We start from the raw sequence: 18,600 nt of genomic DNA, 5'->3' as shown, positions 1-18,600 counted from the left end.
GAGTTATTTGGATGAATATCACAGCAGAACAATTCTTAAAAGAACTGCATAAAAAAACTCCCTGTCCACATGTCGTGGTGGCCTGGGGGGATGAGGAATATTACAAAAAAGCCATCGAAACAGCGATGAAGGAGAAGATTCTCGCCGAACACGAAGGCGAGGAACTGAATTCGTGGCCATTTCAGGGGGCTTTTAATGTAACGGACTTACGGGAGGCAGTCAATTCCTCTTCTTTTTTTGGCGGTTTGAACTGGATTGTGATAGATAGTCCAAAAATTTTAGAGAAGAAAAAGGCTGAGATCAAGACGGATAAGGAGGCGCCTCATAAGCGCAGCTCCAAAGAACTACAGGAATTCGTCTCTCTTTTGACGGATGTGCCGGCCTATTCTTACGTCCTTTGTCAGTGTGCCAAACTGGATAAGCGGTCTGCTTTCTACAAAAACATGAGCAAAACCGCAGTGACGGTTGAGTGCGCCTCACTCAAATCGTACCGCCTTCGCCCGTGGCTTGCGGAGCAGGCTGACCGCTATGGAGCCCGGTTTGACGCCCAGGCACAGGACCTCATAGAACAGTATGCTGCACTTTCCGGTGACGTGCCTCTCCTTTTTCTGCAGCAGGAAATTGGGAAGATAGCCCTGTATGCAGGAAAACGTAAAATCTGGACAGCTGACGATGTCAATCAGATGTTCTCGCAGCTTCCTGAGATTTCTAATTTTGCCCTGAGCAACGCGGTGGGTAAGAGAAATCTGCCTCAGGTGCTGGAAGCATTGACGGTACAGCAGAAAAAAGTGCGGAGTCACGGCAGAGCGCTTTTCCCACTGAGTGTAGGTCTAGTCTACAACGAAGTGAAGCGGCTGCTTCAAGTGAGGGAAATGATGAGCCAGGGAGCCCGGCAGGATACGATTGCTTCGCGTCTTAAACTGAACCCTTACGTAGCAAAACTTGCTATTGAAGACACGCGGCGGTATCAGCCGGAGGCATTGGAAAAGTGGCTGGTGGATCTTGCTCATATGCAGATGGATTCCCGGAAGAACGGAAGAGACTGGGAACGCCTGGAGGAGATTCTCATCTGTCTTGTAGGAAAATCTTAAGATTTAAGGAAACACATTCTTGTTTCAGTGGTCCCATGCTGGGAAAGACACTGATTTGAATGAATTCGAAACAGTTTACTGAAACAAAAGTTCCCGAAGGAAAGGGAGGATTTTTCCAACATGACACTTGCGTTAAATTCGTACCAAACAATGGCTGTAGGTATTTTCCTGTACTATCTCGGAAAATATTTAAAAGCACGTATCAAACCATTTCGGACTTATTGCATTCCTAACCCTGTTATTGGTGGTCTCATTTTTGCGTTGCTTAACCTCGCCCTGCATCAATCCGGCATCGGCGTGGTGAAGCTCGACACGGCTCAGCAAAGCTTTTTTATGAATATGTTCTTTACGAGCATCGGCTTTACGGCAAGTATTGCACTCCTGAAAAAAGGCGGGCGTGACGTATTGATTCTGACAATCATCTGTGCCATTCTGATTATTTGCCAGGATATCATCGGTACCTCTCTTGCCAAGGTATTCGGACTGCATCCGCTGCTTGGCTTGTGCGCCGGTTCTATTCCACTGGTCGGCGGTCATGGTACTTCCGGGGCTTTCGGACCTTTGTTTGAATCCATGGGTGTGGCCCGTGCCAACACGGTGGCTATTGCTATGGCAACGTTCGGCCTGATTGCCGGATCTCTCATGGGCGGGCCGATTGCTACGAAACTGATTCGTAAGTACAACCTGAAGAGTCACGAAGAAGAAGTCGTGGAAGTTCAGGAACAGGCTTCCAGTATGGAAGAAAAAGCCGTCATCCCGATGGTTCCGGAAAAATTCATGGCAGCTACCGGCGAAATCCTGCTGGCCATGGGTGTCGGAACAATTTTGGCTAACTTCTTTAAGAGTGTAGGTCTGGTATTCCCTGGGTACATCAGCTCCATGATTATTGCAGCAATTATTCGTAACCTCTCCGATATCAATAAAAACATCGAAGTACCGCTTCCTGAAATCCAGACTGTCGGTGACGTCGGGCTGAACATTTTCCTGTCCATGGCTCTCATGAGTATGAGAATTTGGGAACTGTTCGATATTGCCGGTGCCCTCTCCATGATTGCCGTAGCTCAGATTGTACTGATGGCTCTCTTCACGTACTACGTGGTCTTCAACGCCATGGGCCGCAACTACGATGCCGCCGTTGAAGTTTCCGCAGTCTGCGGTTTCGGTATGGGCGCTACGCCGAACGCTATGGCCAACATGAGTGCTGTTACGAGCGTGTTTGGTCCTTCTACCCGCGCATTTTTCTGTGTGCCACTGGTCGGGGCTATGTTCATCGATTTCGTAAACTCCAGTATCATCATGGTCTTCGTAAACATCTTCAAATAATAAATCGGGCAAAAAGCTGCCGCGGCATGCGGCAGCTTTTTTTAGGCCCTCAAGCAATGCGCTGAGAAAATAAAACGGGAGCTATGAAGAAATTTCACTATGTATTTCTTCAGAGCTCCTGTTTTTCTTTTTATTATTTGTCAGGCAAGTTAAGCTTTTATTTTTCAAAATTGCCATAACGATTTTGTTCTCTTAGGCGACCCGCGGCCATATCAACCGGCGACCTGCGTAAAAGTGGCTGTGAAATAATGTGTACGCATGATTTCACAGCCACTTTTATTTATTTTTCCTTTTCTTCCGGCATGGGGAGAATCAAATCAGGCTGCGTAAAGCCGCGCCCGAAAACATCGTTGGCATCCTGCACGAGCACAAAGGCCGCCGGATCCACTTCATTCACAATACGTGTGAGACGGTTCAGCTGTGTCAGCTTGACTACAACAAGGATAATCCTCGTATGTCTTTTTGTATAACCGCCCTGACCGTGCAGCAGCGTGATGCCGCGGTTGACTTCATCCATGATGCGCTGCCCGATGACATCATTATGCTGACTGATGATAATCACACTCTTTTTGTAATCAAAGCCGACCATGACAAAGTTCGTCGCTTTAAAGGATATATAGAAGATGACCATACTGTAGAGAACAGGTTCCAGCCCTACAAAGACAATGGCTGCGGCAACGACAATGGCATTGAAAATAAAGACAGTCGTACTGATACTGATATTCTTATATTTTTTAAAAAGAAATCCCAGAATATCGATACCGCCCGTCGACCCGTCCACACGGTAAATGAGGGCTGCACCAATCCCTTCGGTCACGCCGCCGGCAATGCAGGCAAGCAGGGGATTATCGACGTAGGTAGTTTGGGAGAGAAAGGCAGTTGCATCCAGTATGACAGAAAAGAAGACAGTTCCAATGAAGCTGTCCACAAGAAACCGCTTGCTCATGAAACGATACGCAAGGAGAAAGAGCGGAATATTTAAAACCAAGCTTAAAATACCGACGGGCCAGCCGAAGAGATAATAGAAAATCATGCATAATCCCGCCAGACCTCCGGATAGAAAATGATCTTGTATGAGAAAGCAGTTAATGGAAATTGCCATGAGGAAACAGCCGAGCACCAGGTTGAAATACTTAATAAAATTGTTCTTCATTGCTATCACCAGCTTTCGAGATGTTCTCCTCATTGTATCATATTTTTTGTACTATGACAGGTGGACAAAATGAATTGAACAATTGGATGAAAAAATTCAATAATTGTTCAGTTTTCTCTTGCTAAGCAGTCATTTTCAATGTACAATGAATACATAATACAATTAAGGATGTGCTGACTGTTCATACGAACCTGTTTGAAAATTCAAAAGTATTTGTTTAAAAAAGAACAGGCTGCAGGGGGTGCGGTCTGTTTCTTATGAAAAACGGGACATGGGCAGTGTATCAGCGCTGGAGGCTCATGATGAAGGAAATTGCCCGCGGCAAAATCAATTTGGCCCTGCGTGTAATGAATCGCCGCAGTGATGGGTTTCATGAAGTCGATATGGTCATGCAGAGCATTTCCCTGGCAGATGTGCTCACATTCGAACCGGCGGACCATTTTGAACTGACTTCGAATGATACGGTACTTTCCTGCGGCAAAGACAACCTGATTTATAAAGCAGCTGTCGTTTTCCGGGAGCGGACAGGAATCAAGCCTGATGTAAAGATTGCTTTGGATAAGAAAATCTTTGTGGCAGCTGGTCTTGCCGGGGGCAGTACGGACGCGGCAGCTGCCCTGCGGGGACTGAATCGTATGTTTGATTGTCCTTTATCGCGGAAAGCATTGGAAGAAGCAGCTGCGGAAATTGGCAGCGACGTGCCGTTCTGCATTGCGGGAGGTACCCAGCGTGCCAGAGGCAGGGGAGAGAAGATGGAAGTTCTCCCTGCTGCACCGCAACTTTGGCTGACGCTTGTCAAGCCGGCTGACCTGGCGGTTTCGACGGCCGCGGTCTACAAGGCCATAGACAGTGTGCCGAATCGCAGGCAGACGGACGTAGAGGCCTGCGTGGAGGCTATCGGGAAGCATTCCCGTAGGGCACTTGTAGAAGCACTGCAAAATGATTTGGAAGATGTAACACTCAGAAAGTACGGTATCCTGCAGCAAATGAAGGAATCTCTTCTGGCAGCAGGCTGCGAAAAAGTGCTGATGAGCGGCAGCGGCCCGACTTTATTCGGACTGGCCGAATCGGAAAAAGCAGCGGAGGGTATCAAACAAATCCTGAGTAAAGAATATCCTGGAGCACAGGTGGAAACAGCACATACGGAGGAGGAATACTATGGTTAAGCAGTTGAGGCAGATTCCCTTGGATACGTATAAGCCTCTGCGGGATGTAGTAATAGAAAACATTCGGGAAGCAATTTTGAAAGGGGATTTCCCAGCCGGCATGCGGCTGATGGAATCCCATCTGGCATCGGAACTGGGCGTCAGCCGGACACCGATTCGGGAAGCTATCCGTAACCTCGAGCAGGAGGGGCTTGTGGTTATGATTCCGCGCCGCGGCGCTTATGTAGCGGATATTTCTATCCAGGATATCAACGAGGTGTACGAGATCCGTTCAGCCCTGGAGGCACTGGCGGCAGGTCTCGCGGCAGAGCGTATCGAGAAACCGGAAATTGAGGAAATGGACAAGTATCTCATTGCCATGAAAGATGCCGTGGCAAAACTCGATTACCAGAAAATCGTAGAACTGGATACGCAGTTCCACGACGTGATTTATAAAGCCAGCCGCAACAAGCGGTGCATGAATATCATCAGTACCCTGCGTCAGCAGATCACGAGCATCCGTGCCCGTTCGCTGCCGTACCCCGGCCGTCTGGACGAAATGCTGCTGGAGCATCGGGCTATTGTAGATGCAATTGCACAGCGGGATGTAGAAAAAGCACAGCGCGCGGTCCGGACTCATATGGAAAATGCGGAAAGAACGGTATTACGAATTATTGAGGAGCAATATAAGAGCCCTGATAAGAAGGCCAAAGTAAACGGGAAAGAGTGAAGGATATGGCAAGAATAAAGAGGTTGGAACGTATAGTCGCATTAACCAAGGAATTGACGGATAAGCCTTTTCAGCTTTTTCCCTTTTCCTATTTCTGTGAGAAGTTTACCGTGGCAAAGTCCACGCTGAGTGAAGATGTGCAGACCGTGAGGAACGGTCTTGCCGCGTACGATCTGGGTATTATCGAAACGGTAGCCGGCGCAAGCGGCGGCGTTCGCTTCATTCCTTATCATACGGCAAAGTCCGATACCCAGTTTCTGACAGACCTGGCTGAGCGGCTTAACGTGCCGGAAAGAGTGCTGCCGGGCGGTATGATTTATATGAATGATATCATCCTGAACCCTCAGATTGTTTCAAGACTGGGGGAAATCATTATGCAGCGCTCCATTGAGCTGAAACCGGAGTACGTCATGACGGTTGAAACCAAGGGAATTCCTTTGGCTCTCAGTACGGCAAAGGCTTTTAATATTCCGATGGTCATGGCCCGCAAGGAAGCCCGGATCACCGAAGGCCCGGCTGTCAGCATCAGCTACCTCAGTGGTTCTACGAAGAAAATCCAGTCCATGTCCCTGCCTAAGAAGGCTCTGCCGGACGGTGCAAGAGTCCTTGTCGTAGACGATTTTATGCGTGCCGGCGGAACAGTCAGCGGATTGTGCGAACTGGCAGAAGAAGTGGGTGCCAAGGTCGTCGGTGTATACCTCTTCATTGCCGCCAAAGAGCCTGCGAAGAAGCTCGTAAAGGATTACGCTTCGCTGCTTACCCTGAAGGGCGTGGATGAAGTGACAAAGGCCATTGATATTGTGCCGGAAGTCCTTTGATGGGAACCGGTGCGAAAGGCTTTCCATCTGCCATTTTCAGATAGGTATGGCGGTGGAAAAACAATAGCAGCCCGCAAAGAAAAACTTGATATGAACGGACAGACGTGGTAAACTCAAAAAACTAGCGCCGGAGACAGGGCAGAGCTATTGTTTTGTTCTGCTGCGGCAGAAATAAAGTTTGCAACTGAGTGGTAAGAAAAATAGGAGGCGTCCATAATATGTCTGAATTAGCTGCCATCATCTTAGCAGCCGGAAAGGGAACACGGATGAAATCCAAACTCCCTAAGGTGCTTCATAAACTTTCCGGCAAGCCCATGCTCGAACATGTGCTTGATGCGGCGGATGAAGCGGGAGCCGATGACGAGATTGTCATCGTTGGTTTTGGTTCCGAAAAAGTGACGGAATTTTTAGGAGAACGGGCAAGAGTTGCGATTCAAAAAGAACAGCTCGGTACGGGTCATGCTGTACTGCAGGCTCGTGACCTGTTAGGCGGTCAGTCCGGAACCGCTTTGATTCTCTGCGGAGATACTCCGCTCCTGGAAGGCTCCGAACTGAAGAAATTCTACGAGAGGCATCTTCAGAGCGGTGCCGGCGTGAGTGTCCTCACGGCCGATGCCCCCAATCCTTTCGGGTACGGACGTATCCTGCGTGATACGGCAGGACGCGTAACGGGTATTGTAGAGGAAAAGGATGCTACGGAAGAGCAGCGTCACATCCATGAAATCAACACCGGCATCTATTGTGTAGAGATGCCGCTCTTGTTCGAACTGCTTGAAAATCTTTCTGATGATAATGCCCAGCATGAGTACTATCTGACAGATATTCTGACGGAATGCCTGCACAAGGGCCGTGCTGTGGCCGGCATCAAAACCCAGGACTTTGATATGGTCATGGGTGTTAATTCCCGCCGTCAGCTCGCTGTGGCGCAGAAAGTTATGAACGAACGAATCCTGGGCCATCTGATGGATGAAGGCGTGACCATCATCGATCCCGCCAGTACCTTTATCGAAAAGGGTGTCAAGATTGGCCGTGATACCATTATCCAGCCTTTTACGATGCTGGAAGGAAATACGGTTATCGGGGAAGACTGCGAAATCGGACCGGAAGTTCGTTTCACCAATGTAACAGTGGGAGACGGAACGCATATCCAGTTTGTGTATGCTCACGATGCCAAAGTGGGTAATGATGTCAAGATGGGACCTTATGATCATCTCCGTCCCAATACGGTCATTCATGACGGCGTAAAGGTCGGCAACTTTGTCGAAGTGAAAAATTCCAACGTCGGTGAAGGAACGAAGCTGCCGCATCTGCAGTATATCGGCGACAGCGATATCGGCAGCGGCGTCAACATGGGCTGCGGCACGATTACTGTCAATTACGACGGCAAGACGAAACACCGCACGACCATTGAGGATAACGCTTTCGTCGGCTGCAACAGCAACCTCGTGGCTCCTGTGACGATTGGCAAGGGCAGTTATGTAGCTGCCGGATCCACTATTACCAAGAATGTGCCGGAAGACGCACTGGCAGTCGGCCGGAGCAAGCAGATCAACCTCGCGGGATGGGCGAAGAAGCACCGCGAAAAATAAAGGTTGTCACAACGTGTTTTGAGTTGTATACTCATATTGTTATGGTGTTTTAATTTTCAAGAATTTGTGGGGGTATAAAAATGCTGGGTGAAAAGACAGGCGAAGATATGATCATCTTTTCCGGAAACGCCAATCCGGATCTGGCCCGTGAAATTGCCGCTTATTTGGGAACGCAGGTAGGCGACGCTGTCATCAACCGCTTCAACAATGGTGAAGTTCAGGTTATGATCAATGAGAGTGTACGTGGTAAGGATGTATTTGTCATCCAACCGACCTGCGGCCCTGCCGTTAACGATAACGTCATGGAGCTCCTGATCATGTGCGACGCCTTCAAACGCGCCAGCGCAAGACATATTACGGCTGTAGTTCCGTTCTACGGGTATGCTCGTCAGGACCGCAAGGCCCGCGGCCGTGAACCGATTACGGCAAAACTGATGGCCGATTTGATGGAAACGGCCGGTATTACCAGACTGGTCACCATCGACCTGCATGCGGCTCAGATTCAGGGCTTCTTCGATATTCCTGTGGATCATATGCCTGGCGGCCCTATCCTGGCAGACTATGTCAAGGAAAAAGGCTTCGACCCGAAAGATATGATTGTCGTTTCTCCTGACCTGGGTGGTGTAAGCCGTGCCCGTAAGATTGCTACCCGTCTGGACTGCGGTATTGCTATCATTGATAAGCGCCGTCCTGAACCGGGTGTTGCCGAAGTCATGAACCTCATCGGCAACGTCGAAGGCAAGATTGCTATCATGGTAGACGATATTGTCGATACGGCTGGTTCCCTGACCGAAGGTGCCAAGGCTCTGGAAAAGTTCGGTGCCAAGGAAATCTATGCTTGCTGCACGCATCCGATTCTGACGAATCCAGCACTGAGCCGGATTGCAAAATCCAGCATCAAGGAATTGATTGTTACGAACACGATTCCGCTGCCTCCTAACAAGAAGCATCCGAAGATCACGGTGCTGTCCGTGGCTCCGATTCTGGCAGAAACGATTCTGCGTATTCACAACCAGCTGTCCATCAGCCAGCTGTTTGAAGAGTAATTCCATTAGTAAACAAAATGGGCTGGAACAGATTTTGCTCTGTTGCAGCCCATTTCTTTTGAGGCAGAATAAACGAGGAGTGAAAGCATTGAAACTAGTTGTTGGACTCGGTAATATCGGTCCCGAATACGAGGGCACACGCCATAATATCGGCTTCATGGTGGCCGATGAACTGGCACGCCGGTGGAATGCTTCGGAAGACTGGAGAAAGGCTGATAATGCCTGGTATCTGGAGCAGCGTGCCCCGGAAAAGGTCTTTCTCATCAAACCGACGACATACATGAACCGCAGCGGCGGAGCTGTATGGGATTTTGTCAGCTTCTACCATATTGTGCCGGAAGATGTCCTGGTCATCCAGGATGATATGGATTTGCCCGTAGGGACGCTGCGTATCCGCCGTAAGGGGACGAGCGGTGGTCATAATGGCCTTAAATCCATCGAAAGGGCTTTGGGCAGCCAGGAGTATCCCCGTATCAAAATCGGCATCGGACATCCGGTTCACGAAGAGCAGGCCGTCATTTCTCACGTGCTTCACCGGTTCGAAGGCGAGGATAAGGAAACGATAGAAAACCTTGTCAGGAAGGCGGCGGATGTCGTAGAGGACTGGATGCACGGCAGTACGGTCAATGAATTAGCCTCTAAATATAATGTAAAGGCACCGAAGAAAACGGCTCAGACAGAGAATAAAGAGACGCTGTGAGGTTGTCTGGCAGTAGTAAAAGAGGATGTGAAAAAATAAAAGGCGCCTTTGGCTTTTGGCATATGGCATATAGCCATGGCCTTCGACAGATTGGTACTATTTTCCGTCACTTCGTGGCCTCCTTCCGACTGCGTGGAAGGAGGCCCCAAAGGAATAATACCCAACCTGACGGTTTGGTTTAATGAAAGAGCATTTTTCTTCCACGGGCGGGATGCGGACAGCGGGCTGCGGAAAGCGTAAAAAAGGGGCTGTGAAATAATGCACGCGCATATTTCACAGTCCCTTTTTTACTTTTTCGATTTATTCTTTTCCGAAGACTTTTTCCTTTAAGGCAAGACCGGTCGGAGTTACGGCAAGTCCGCCTTTTGCCGTTTCGCGCAGCGCCGTAGGCATGGAGTTTCCGACACTGTTCATGGCAGCGATGCATTCGTCAATAGGCACGTAGGCTTTGATGCCTGCCAGCGCCATATCGGCAGAGGAGAAAGCGATGACAACACCGCTGGCGTTTCTCTTGATGCAGGGAATTTCAACGAGTCCGGCTACAGGGTCGCAGACAAGGCCGAGCTGGTTGGCAATAGCAATGGCGCAGGCGTCAGCGCACTGCTGCGGTGTACCGCCGGCCAGTTCAACCATGGCAGCAGCGGTCATGCCGGAAGCACTGCCGCATTCTGCCTGGCAGCCACCCTGGGCACCGGCAATGGATGCGTTGGTGGCAATGACGATACCAAAAGCAGCAGCCGTGAACATGCTCATGACGACATCTTTGCGGTCATAACCTTTTTCCTGCATGAGCGTCAGCAGGCAGCCCGGCATAATGCCACAGCTTCCTGCCGTCGGGGACGCAACAATACGGCCCATGGAAGCATTGCAGCCGGCTACGGCAAGGGCGCGCATCATGGCGTGGGAAACCGTATCCCCGGAAAGACCGCCTTTGGTCTTCTGGCTGTAGGTTTCCATACGGAATCCTTCACCGCCCGTCAGGCCGGACGTGGATTTCTGATCCTTACGCTTGCCGTATTCGACAGCTTCGAGCATGACATCAATGTCGTGATTCATCTGATCATAGACTTCCTGCTCGGTTTTCCCCATATTTTGGGCCTGATCCGGCAGGACAATCTCACTGATCTTTTTATGTTCTTTTTCTGCGGCTTCTACAAGTTCCGCAATGGATTGATAACTTAGCATAGCAGTTCTCCTTTATTAAATGGCACGAATCAGGAATACATTAAGCACGTTTTTGACGGTGCGGATATCTTCAATCATGCCTTCCGGAGGCATACCGTCGATTTCGATCGTCATCATGGCAACGCCGCCCTTGACTGGACGAGACAGCTTGAAGTTACCGATATTGACTTTCTTGTATTTCTGCCACATGATGTTCGTAACTTCGGCGATGCAGCCCGGACGGTCATAGTGCGGAACAAGGATTGTGTTGTGTTCCCCGTTGAAGTCCACTTTCATGCCATTGATATAGTCAACGCGGATATTGCCGCCGCCGATGCTGGCGCCCTGAACCGTGACAGGGGTGCCTTTTACACCGGTTACATGGATGCGGGCCGTGTTCGGATGGGAATTCGGAATTTCCGTCGGCACGAATTTATACGTGATGCCCCGTTTGTCGGCAATATTGAAAATATCGCGGATTTCTTCGGAATAGCTGTGATATCCCATGATTCCGGCGAGCAGTGCTTTGTCGGTACCATGACCTTTGTAGGTAGTGGCAAAGGAACCGGAAAGTTCAACCATAATGTCTTTGGGTTCTTCCTGATTCAGTACCTTGTTTGCTACGCGGCCGAGACGAACAGCACCGGCTGTGTGGGAGCTGGACGGACCAATCATGACAGGTCCAATGATGTCAAATACGTTCATTTTTGTGCCTCCTGATAAAGGAAGGGCGTCGTAAGAAATTCCTTCCCGTTATAGAAATCTCCCGACACCCTTTTAGAATTGACAAGTATAGTATGTATTATTTGGCAATCCAAGTCTTGTAGATCTTGTCGACTACAACGGCAATAGCGTTATCGCCGGATACGTTGCAGGCGGTACCGAAGGAGTCCTGAGTAATATACAGGGCAACCATCAGTGCACAGATCGGGCCGTTCGGATCGCCGGCTTCCTTACCGAAAATCATCCACAGGAAAGGCAGAGCCGTCATGATGGAACCACCAGGAGCACCCGGAGAAGCAACCATGGCAACACCGAGGGTCATGATGAAAGGAATTACCGTGCCCAGCGTGATAGGAATCTGGTTCATCATGCAGACAGCCGTTGCGCAGGCCGTGATGGTAATCATGGAACCGCACATATGGATGTTTGCGCACAGAGGAATAACGAAGTTTCTGATCTGTTCGCTGACGCCATCTGCTTTAGAGCATTCCAGGTTTACAGGAATGGTAGCTGCGGAAGACTGGGTACCAAGAGCCGTGGTGTAACCAGGAATCTGGTTCTTCATCAGAGTGAAGGGGTTCTTGCCGCTGATGGAACCTGCAACCATGAACTGAACAAAGAGCAGGATGAAGTGCATAGCGATAACAACGAGGAATACTTTCCAGAGAACGCCGAGGATAACGAAAGTCTTACCGGATTTCGTCATATCTACGAACGTACCGCAGACGTACAGCGGAAGGAAAGGAATGATAGCATGTTTCAGTACGGCATCGATGACACCGGAGAAATCTTTCAGGCCATTGTACAGGGTGTCGCCGATTGTCTTGCCTCTCAGAGCGGACAGGCACAGGCCAAGGACGAATGCCAGAACCACTGCAGAAATGGTATCAAGAATAGGCGGAATTGCGATGGAAATGAAGGGCTTCAGCGAAACACCGGCAACTTTTGCAAGCTGTTCAGTTACGTTGGAGCTGATGAAAGACGGGAACAGTGCTTCAGCAACAGTGAAAGAGAATGTGCCGCCGACCAGGGTGGAACCATAGGCAATAAGAGCAGTAATCAGCAGGAGTTTGCCGGCGCCCTGGGTCAGATCAGCAATACCCATGGTAACATAGGCAAGGATCATCAGAGGGATAACAAACTTCAGGAAATTACTGAAGATGCCGGACAAGGTAACCACGAAGCGGCAGACGTCTGTCGGCAGGTATTGTCCAATCAGAATACCGAGGATAATACCGATGATAATTTTTGGCACGAGACCAAGTTTCATAGAAAAAACCTCCCCTTAAAATCGTGTCAAACTGTCCGTCACGCAGCGAACATTCTGTTTGACTTTTCTGTACATTCAATATACTATATGGATAGATATAAAGCAAATTAATAAAATAGAACAATTTGATGAAAAAATATAAAAAATAGGCGAGGAGGCAGGGAGAATGGAATTAAGACAGCTTAGAAGCTTTCTGAAAATAGTAGAAATGCAAAGTTTTTCAAAAGCGGCGAAGGACTTAGGATACTCACAGTCCGCCCTGAGTGTACAAATTCATAGCCTCGAACAAGAACTGGGTGTGCGTCTTTTTGACCGGATGGGGAAACAGGTAGCTATGACGCAGCCGGGACAGGAATTGTATCACAGGATTGTTCCCGTCCTCAATCAATTGAAGGAAATTCGTCGTGTCATGCAGGAGAATCCGCCGGCAGAGACGCTCAATCTGGGCATGATCGAGTCACTCTGCAAGGCGAAGATGCCGGCTGTCATTGAATATTTCCGGAAGTATTATCCCGACATCAAGATTACAATTACGATTGATTCTCCCGGTGTCCTGCTGGATAAGATGGACCATAATCTGGTAGATATTGTGTACATTCTGGATGAACCCATTTACGATACGAAATGGGAAAAAGTCCTGGAGAAAAAGGAAGATATTGTTTTCGTCGGATCTGTGGACTCTCCACTGGTGTATAGAAATGAAGTTTCGATGGATGAACTGCTTCAGCAGCCGTTCTTCATGACGGAAAAAGAGGATAACTACCGGCACAGTCTCGACCAGTATCTGGCTTCTATTGGTAAGGAAATTAATCCTTTCCTTGAAGTCAGCGATACGGGATTCATTCTGAAAATGGTTCAGAAGAATCTGGGGTTCTCTTTCCTTCCTAAATATGTAGTCGAAAATTCAATGTACCGGTCCAAACTGAAGATTGTCAATGTACCGAATTTCCACATGTCCATGTACCGTCAGCTTTTCTATCATAAGAATAAGTGGCTGACGTCGGGGATGAAAGCCTTTCTGGGACTTGTCGATAAGGGTATCGTCTGAGCGGGCCGTAGTGCCTGCCGTTTCGAGTTTTCCCTTGCACGCTCTTTCTGTATGTGGTACAATAGTCAGGCATTAATGTCTGGATATATTGATGTAATTTAGAAAGAGGTGTCTTACAAATGAAAAAAGGAATTCATCCTAACTACGGTGAATGCACCGTTATTTGTGCCTGTGGCAATACTTTCAAGACCGGCAGCGTAAAGAAGGAACTCCGCGTTGATGTTTGCTCCAAGTGCCATCCGTTCTTTACGGGCAAGCAGCGCGATATGTCCGCTAGAGGCCGCATTGAAAAGTTCAACAAGAGATACGGCAAGGATTCCAAATAAAAAGCAAAGCGATTACACAGCAGAGCCTTGGCTCTGCTGTATTGCTATATGGAGAAAAGTATGATGCGTAAGAAACTAAGTGTCGGCGGACAAGCCGTCATTGAAGGTGTGATGATGAGGGGACCGGGGAAAATTGCGGTAGCGGTGCGCCAGCCTGATGGGCAGATTTCTGTAGACTGCAATCCTGTTTCAAGCATCAGTGATAAGTATCCCATCCTCAAGCTGCCTTTTTTACGCGGTGTGGTGTCCCTGATTGAGTCTCTGGCTTATGGGATGAAGGCACTGGCCTATTCAGCCCAGGCCTCCGGGGATGACGACGAACAGCTCTCCAATAAGGAAATGGCAGGTTCTATTGCTGTTTCTGTTTTGCTTGCTGTCGGCCTTTTTATCGTCATTCCTACGGGTGCGATGAAGCTTTTTCAGATGCTCGGTATGAGTTCGCTCTTCTTGAACCTTGCCGAAGGTCTGCTTCGTCTTGCCATTTTTCTGACTTATATTGCGGTGATTTCCATGCAGAAGGATATTCAGCGCGTGTTTCAGTATCATGGAGCGGAACATAAGACTATCTATACCTATGAGCATGATTTGCCGCTCGTGGTGGAGAATGTGCGTCCTTTTTCGACGCTGCATCCCCGCTGCGGCACGAATTTCCTGATGATTGTCATGATCATCAGTATCTTTATTTTCGCTTTTCTGGGCTGGCCGAATTTCTGGCTCAGAATTTTGAGCCGTGTACTTCTGATGCCGGTTGTTGCCGGAATCAGTTATGAAGTGATTCGTTATGCAGGGCAGCATATCGACCATCCCTGGGTCAGAAAGGCAATCTTGCCCGGACTGCTCCTGCAGAAACTGACAACACGGGAGCCGGATGATGATCAGATTGAGGTGGCGATTGCTTCCTTAAAAGCAGTGCTGCCGCCGGAAGAAATTAAAACGACGGAAGAGGAGCAGTAACATGTTTGAAAATATGGATAAGCTTCAGGCCCTGGAAGACCGCTATCTGGACCTGGAAGCGAAAATCAGCGATCCTTCCGTGATTGCAAAACAGGACGAATGGCAGAAATATACACGGGCCCACGCCAAACTGACGGAAGTGGTAACCGTTTTTAGAGAATATAAAGCGCTGGCTGAGACTTACAAGGACGATGAGAAGCTGGCTGAAGACAAGGAAGACGCCGAGCTTTCCGCCATGGCGGAGGCCGAGCTCAAGGAACTGAAGCCGCAGCTCGAAGATTACGAGAAAAAATTGACAATCCTGCTGCTGCCTAAAGATCCCAATGATGAACGCAATATCATCATGGAAATCCGTGCCGGTGCCGGCGGCGATGAAGCGGCCCTCTTTGCCGGCGATCTTTTCCGTATGTACACCCGTTACGCCGAATCCAAAGGCTGGAAAGTAGAACTGATGGATTCCAGTCCGACCGGGCTGGGTGGCTTTAAGGAAGTTGTTTTTATGGTGTCCGGGGAAGATGTATACAGTCACATGAAATTTGAAAGTGGTGTGCATCGCGTACAGCGTGTTCCGGAAACGGAGGCGCAGGGCCGGATCCATACTTCTACGGCGACGGTTGCCGTTATGCCGGAAGCGCAGGAAGTGGACGTGGAAATCAATCCTGCCGACATTCGTATTGATACCTACCGCGCCGGCGGGGCCGGAGGACAGTATGTCAATAAGACAGAATCCGCTGTGCGTATGACCCATATTCCGACGGGCATCGTGGCGCAGTGCCAGGACGAAAAGTCTCAGGCAAAGAACCGCGAAAAATGTATGCGTGTTCTCCGTGCCCGTATCTATGAAGCGGCCCAGGAGAAACAACGTGCAGCCGAAGCGTCGGAACGGCGCAGTCAGGTAGGAACCGGTGACCGCAGTGAGCGCATCCGGACCTATAATTTCCCGCAGGGAAGAGTGACAGACCACCGCATCGGTCTCACCCTCCATAAATTAAGTGACGTGCTGGATGGTCATCTGGACGAACTGCTTGATGCCCTGATGACAGAAGAACAGAGCAAACGGTTACAGCAGGTGAAATAATGCAGCAGAATATATGGACAATTTTAAAAATCCTGAACTGGACAAAGCAGTACTTCAGCAAAAAAGGCGTGGAAAATCCGCGCCTTGATGCGGAAGTGCTGCTTTGTGCTGTTTTAAAGTGCGAGCGCATCCAGCTTTATACAAATTTTGACAAACCGCTTGAACCGGCAGAACTGGCAGCTTACCGGGAGTATGTGGCGCGTCGTGCCAATCGGGAACCGGTTGCCTATATCCTGGGCAAAAAGGGATTCATGAACCATGATTTCAAGGTTACGAAGGATACCCTTGTACCGCGGCCGGAGACGGAACTTCTGGTGGAAAATCTCCTCAAAATCTGCGCCGGCCAGGCCCCGTGCCGGATTCTTGATATCGGGTGCGGGAGCGGAGCCATTTTACTTTCACTTCTGGACGGCCTTCCGGCAGCGGAGGGTATGGGCGTCGATATCAGCAGCGGCGCGGTCGCTGTAGCTCGTGAAAATGCTGAGAGCATCGGCGTGGCTGACCGGTGTCAGCTTTTCGTTTCTGACCTGTTTGCGGCCGTTCCTGAAGGCTCCCGGTTTAACGTCATCGTTTCCAATCCTCCCTATATCCCAACGAGAGATTTGGCAGGACTGCAGAAAGAAGTACAGATGGAGCCGCGGCAGGCACTGGACGGCGGCAGTGACGGCCTGGATTTTTACCGCCGGATTCTTCGGGACGGCACAAAGTATCTGGAAGAAGATGGCATGTTTGCTTTTGAAATTGGTATCGGTGAAGCGGAAGCTGTATCAGCTTTATGCCGGCAGATTGGGTTTAACTGCGTGCGGATCTGCCGTGATTATGGTCATATAGAACGTATGGTATTTGCAGCTAAGGAAGGGACAGATTATGGAAACAAAGTTATGGAAATTAAATCCGAATGAACCGCTGAAGCCGCAGCTGACGGAAGCGGCCGCGCTGCTTGCCAAAGGGCAGGTTGTGGCATTTCCGACGGAAACGGTCTACGGGCTCGGGGCAGACGGACTGAATCCGGATGCCTGCCGGAAGATTTTTGCGGCTAAGGGTCGTCCGGCTGATAATCCCTTGATTCTTCATATTTGTGAAATGGACCAGATCCTTCAGCTGACAAGCGGGCTGACTCCGATTGCCAAGAAGCTGATGGAGGCCTTCTGGCCGGGACCGATGACGCTCATCGTCCATAAATCCGACATTATTCCGGATGTGGTGACTGCCGGTCTTGATACGGTGGCTGTTCGTTTCCCGGTGCACAAAGTGGCACGGGAGCTGATTCGGCTTGCCGGCACGCCTATCGCTGCTCCTTCGGCCAATAAATCCGGCAAACCCAGCCCGACCAATGCCCAGGATGTGCTGCAGGATATGGAAGGCGTCATCGCCGGCATTGTGGACGGCGGTGACTGCAATATCGGTGTGGAGTCGACCATTATTGATACGACCGGAGAAGAAGCTGTCATCCTGCGCCCGGGCGGCATTACCCGCGAAATGATTGCCGATGTCATGGGCAAAGTAGAAATTGACCCGGGTCTTGTGAAGGCTAACGAAACGCCGAAAGCACCGGGCATGAAATATCGTCATTATGCACCGAAGGCCCCGATGGTGCTTATCGAGGGACCGGAAGCTTCCCAGGGTGTTATCCGCGCAGCCATCATGGCAGAGGCTTCGGGACTTAAAATCGGTGTCCTTGCACTGGATGAGACGGTGAAGCACCTGCCGAAATCCGAACATCTTGTGGTTCATAATGGCGGTAAAAGTCAGGAAGAACTGGCCGAAAATCTGTTCCGTGAACTTCGCATGTTTGACCGTGAAAATGTCGATGCCATCATCGGCGAGGGCGTGGGCGACGAAAATCTGGGCCTTGCCATCATGAACCGGATGCGAAAATCGGCCGGACACAATATTATCTGGGCCGAAGGCGGCCTTTTGCGGAGAAAAAGTGGGCAGGTTCCTGAATATTTGCAGAACTTTGTGATACAATAAAAAACAGAGTAAAAGATAGGAGGAGTATCATGAAAATCATCATCGGCTGTGATCACGGCGGTTTTGAACTTAAAGAAATCCTGAAGAAGTATTTGACCGACAAAGGTTATGAAGTAGAAGACTACGGGATTCATCAATACGAACGGGTGGACTATCCTGACTATGCCCAGAAAGTGGGCGAGGCTGTTGCCGCCGGCAAAGCCGATCAGGGCATCCTGGTCTGCGGTACCGGTATCGGTATGTCTATTGCGGCCAACAAGGTCAAGGGAGTCCGTGCCGCGCTTTGCTGCGACTGCTACTCGGCAGCTAAAGCCCGTGAACATAATAATGCCAATGTTCTCTGCCTCGGCGGCCGTGTACTCGGCAGCGGTCTGGCAGAACAGATTGTGGATGCCTATCTGGGTGCTTCTTTCCTCGGCAGCTATCACGCCGAAAGAGTACGCAAGATTATGGCACTCGAAAAATAAA

The 18,600-nt window shown here is 49.7% G+C and carries 19 protein-coding genes; 15 read left to right on the top strand and 4 right to left on the bottom strand.

The features are described 5' to 3' along the window. The first annotated feature begins 11 nt into the window (after nucleotides 1-11). Together holA and gltS are read left to right on the top strand one after the other, a co-directional pair. Complete coding sequence (gene holA, locus LKE33_12380; GenBank protein MCH3951710.1) at nucleotides 12-1,091, top strand: DNA polymerase III subunit delta; 1,080 nt, start codon at nucleotides 12-14, stop codon at nucleotides 1,089-1,091. 120 nt (nucleotides 1,092-1,211) lie between these two features. Further along, nucleotides 1,212-2,414, top strand: a complete 1,203-nt coding sequence (gene gltS / locus LKE33_12375; protein ID MCH3951709.1) for a sodium/glutamate symporter — start codon at nucleotides 1,212-1,214, stop codon at nucleotides 2,412-2,414. 280 nt (nucleotides 2,415-2,694) lie between these two features. On the opposite strand, the gene LKE33_12370 is transcribed toward gltS, so the two are convergent. Further along, complete coding sequence (locus LKE33_12370; GenBank protein MCH3951708.1) at nucleotides 2,695-3,567, bottom strand: YitT family protein; 873 nt, start codon at nucleotides 3,565-3,567, stop codon at nucleotides 2,695-2,697. A 299-nt stretch (nucleotides 3,568-3,866) separates the two neighbouring features. Between LKE33_12370 and ispE the strand changes: the two genes are divergently transcribed. From ispE to pth, 6 genes are all read left to right on the top strand, one after another. Next, on the top strand, nucleotides 3,867-4,733 hold the full coding sequence (gene ispE / locus LKE33_12365) for a 4-(cytidine 5'-diphospho)-2-C-methyl-D-erythritol kinase (GenBank protein ID MCH3951707.1): 867 nt from the start codon (nucleotides 3,867-3,869) through the stop codon (nucleotides 4,731-4,733). After that, entirely contained in the window at nucleotides 4,726-5,442 is a 717-nt protein-coding gene (locus tag LKE33_12360) for a GntR family transcriptional regulator (protein ID MCH3951706.1), read from the top strand. Before ispE ends, LKE33_12360 begins: the two co-directional genes overlap by 8 nt. 5 nt (nucleotides 5,443-5,447) lie before the next feature. Next, complete coding sequence (purR, locus tag LKE33_12355) at nucleotides 5,448-6,260, top strand: pur operon repressor (GenBank protein MCH3951705.1); 813 nt, start codon at nucleotides 5,448-5,450, stop codon at nucleotides 6,258-6,260. A 218-nt stretch (nucleotides 6,261-6,478) separates the two neighbouring features. Continuing rightward, nucleotides 6,479-7,849, top strand: a complete 1,371-nt coding sequence (gene glmU, locus LKE33_12350; protein ID MCH3951704.1) for a bifunctional UDP-N-acetylglucosamine diphosphorylase/glucosamine-1-phosphate N-acetyltransferase GlmU — start codon at nucleotides 6,479-6,481, stop codon at nucleotides 7,847-7,849. Between the two features lie 80 nt (nucleotides 7,850-7,929). Then, a complete protein-coding gene (locus LKE33_12345) occupies nucleotides 7,930-8,895 on the top strand; it encodes a ribose-phosphate pyrophosphokinase (GenBank protein MCH3951703.1) in 966 nt (321 codons plus the stop codon). A 79-nt stretch (nucleotides 8,896-8,974) separates the two neighbouring features. Continuing rightward, nucleotides 8,975-9,595, top strand: a complete 621-nt coding sequence (gene pth / locus LKE33_12340) for an aminoacyl-tRNA hydrolase (GenBank protein ID MCH3951702.1) — start codon at nucleotides 8,975-8,977, stop codon at nucleotides 9,593-9,595. A 300-nt stretch (nucleotides 9,596-9,895) separates the two neighbouring features. On the opposite strand, the gene sdaAA is transcribed toward pth, so the two are convergent. The 3 genes from sdaAA to LKE33_12325 form a co-directional block, all read right to left on the bottom strand. Further along, nucleotides 9,896-10,780 (bottom strand): L-serine ammonia-lyase, iron-sulfur-dependent, subunit alpha, encoded by an 885-nt coding sequence (sdaAA, locus tag LKE33_12335; GenBank protein ID MCH3951701.1) that lies wholly within the window; start codon nucleotides 10,778-10,780, stop codon nucleotides 9,896-9,898. Between the two features lie 15 nt (nucleotides 10,781-10,795). Beyond that, nucleotides 10,796-11,464, bottom strand: a complete 669-nt coding sequence (gene sdaAB, locus LKE33_12330) for an L-serine ammonia-lyase, iron-sulfur-dependent subunit beta (GenBank protein ID MCH3951700.1) — start codon at nucleotides 11,462-11,464, stop codon at nucleotides 10,796-10,798. Nucleotides 11,465-11,561: 97 nt separating this feature from the next. After that, nucleotides 11,562-12,752, bottom strand: a complete 1,191-nt coding sequence (locus LKE33_12325; protein ID MCH3951699.1) for a dicarboxylate/amino acid:cation symporter — start codon at nucleotides 12,750-12,752, stop codon at nucleotides 11,562-11,564. Nucleotides 12,753-12,918: 166 nt separating this feature from the next. On the opposite strand from LKE33_12325, the gene LKE33_12320 reads away from it, so the two are divergent. The 7 genes from LKE33_12320 to rpiB all read left to right on the top strand — a co-directional run bounded on the left by LKE33_12320 (nucleotide 12,919) and on the right by rpiB (nucleotide 18,599). Beyond that, complete coding sequence (locus tag LKE33_12320) at nucleotides 12,919-13,800, top strand: LysR family transcriptional regulator (protein MCH3951698.1); 882 nt, start codon at nucleotides 12,919-12,921, stop codon at nucleotides 13,798-13,800. Nucleotides 13,801-13,919: 119 nt separating this feature from the next. Beyond that, complete coding sequence (rpmE, locus tag LKE33_12315; GenBank protein MCH3951697.1) at nucleotides 13,920-14,126, top strand: 50S ribosomal protein L31; 207 nt, start codon at nucleotides 13,920-13,922, stop codon at nucleotides 14,124-14,126. Nucleotides 14,127-14,186: 60 nt separating this feature from the next. Then, nucleotides 14,187-15,080, top strand: a complete 894-nt coding sequence (locus LKE33_12310) for a DUF1385 domain-containing protein (GenBank protein ID MCH3951696.1) — start codon at nucleotides 14,187-14,189, stop codon at nucleotides 15,078-15,080. Nucleotide 15,081: 1 nt separating this feature from the next. Next, nucleotides 15,082-16,158: a peptide chain release factor 1 gene (prfA, locus tag LKE33_12305; GenBank protein ID MCH3951695.1), complete on the top strand. Its 1,077-nt coding sequence runs from the start codon at nucleotides 15,082-15,084 to the stop codon at nucleotides 16,156-16,158. After that, nucleotides 16,158-17,060 carry a peptide chain release factor N(5)-glutamine methyltransferase gene (gene prmC / locus LKE33_12300; protein ID MCH3951694.1) on the top strand — a complete coding sequence of 301 codons (903 nt, stop codon included), beginning with the start codon at nucleotides 16,158-16,160 and terminating at the stop codon, nucleotides 17,058-17,060. The genes prfA and prmC overlap by 1 nt, the downstream gene beginning before the upstream one ends. Beyond that, nucleotides 17,026-18,132 (top strand): threonylcarbamoyl-AMP synthase, encoded by a 1,107-nt coding sequence (locus LKE33_12295; GenBank protein ID MCH3951693.1) that lies wholly within the window; start codon nucleotides 17,026-17,028, stop codon nucleotides 18,130-18,132. The genes prmC and LKE33_12295 overlap by 35 nt, the downstream gene beginning before the upstream one ends. Before the next feature lie 26 nt (nucleotides 18,133-18,158). After that, on the top strand, nucleotides 18,159-18,599 hold the full coding sequence (gene rpiB, locus LKE33_12290; GenBank protein MCH3951692.1) for a ribose 5-phosphate isomerase B: 441 nt from the start codon (nucleotides 18,159-18,161) through the stop codon (nucleotides 18,597-18,599). The last annotated feature ends 1 nt before the right edge of the window (nucleotide 18,600 follow it).

Origin of the sequence: Acidaminococcus sp. (assembly GCA_022482815.1) — a bacterium.
Lineage (GTDB): Bacteria > Bacillota > Negativicutes > Acidaminococcales > Acidaminococcaceae > Acidaminococcus.
Note: the sequence above shows the minus strand (reverse complement) of the source record. Positions and strands in the feature narration are given on the sequence as shown.

Bases quoted from the DNA above. Each gene is read 5' to 3' on its own strand.
- holA (MCH3951710.1), top strand. From the start codon at position 12: ATGAATATCACAGCAGAACAATTCTTAAAAGAACTGCATAAAAAAACT.
- gltS (MCH3951709.1), top strand. From the start codon at position 1,212: ATGACACTTGCGTTAAATTCGTACCAAACAATGGCTGTAGGTATTTTC.
- LKE33_12370 (MCH3951708.1), bottom strand. From the start codon at position 3,567: ATGAAGAACAATTTTATTAAGTATTTCAACCTGGTGCTCGGCTGTTTC.
- ispE (MCH3951707.1), top strand. From the start codon at position 3,867: ATGATGAAGGAAATTGCCCGCGGCAAAATCAATTTGGCCCTGCGTGTA.
- LKE33_12360 (MCH3951706.1), top strand. From the start codon at position 4,726: ATGGTTAAGCAGTTGAGGCAGATTCCCTTGGATACGTATAAGCCTCTG.
- purR (MCH3951705.1), top strand. From the start codon at position 5,448: ATGGCAAGAATAAAGAGGTTGGAACGTATAGTCGCATTAACCAAGGAA.
- glmU (MCH3951704.1), top strand. From the start codon at position 6,479: ATGTCTGAATTAGCTGCCATCATCTTAGCAGCCGGAAAGGGAACACGG.
- LKE33_12345 (MCH3951703.1), top strand. From the start codon at position 7,930: ATGCTGGGTGAAAAGACAGGCGAAGATATGATCATCTTTTCCGGAAAC.
- sdaAA (MCH3951701.1), bottom strand. From the start codon at position 10,780: ATGCTAAGTTATCAATCCATTGCGGAACTTGTAGAAGCCGCAGAAAAA.
- sdaAB (MCH3951700.1), bottom strand. From the start codon at position 11,464: ATGAACGTATTTGACATCATTGGACCTGTCATGATTGGTCCGTCCAGC.
- LKE33_12325 (MCH3951699.1), bottom strand. From the start codon at position 12,752: ATGAAACTTGGTCTCGTGCCAAAAATTATCATCGGTATTATCCTCGGT.
- LKE33_12320 (MCH3951698.1), top strand. From the start codon at position 12,919: ATGGAATTAAGACAGCTTAGAAGCTTTCTGAAAATAGTAGAAATGCAA.
- rpmE (MCH3951697.1), top strand. From the start codon at position 13,920: ATGAAAAAAGGAATTCATCCTAACTACGGTGAATGCACCGTTATTTGT.
- LKE33_12310 (MCH3951696.1), top strand. From the start codon at position 14,187: ATGATGCGTAAGAAACTAAGTGTCGGCGGACAAGCCGTCATTGAAGGT.
- prfA (MCH3951695.1), top strand. From the start codon at position 15,082: ATGTTTGAAAATATGGATAAGCTTCAGGCCCTGGAAGACCGCTATCTG.
- prmC (MCH3951694.1), top strand. From the start codon at position 16,158: ATGCAGCAGAATATATGGACAATTTTAAAAATCCTGAACTGGACAAAG.
- LKE33_12295 (MCH3951693.1), top strand. From the start codon at position 17,026: ATGGAAACAAAGTTATGGAAATTAAATCCGAATGAACCGCTGAAGCCG.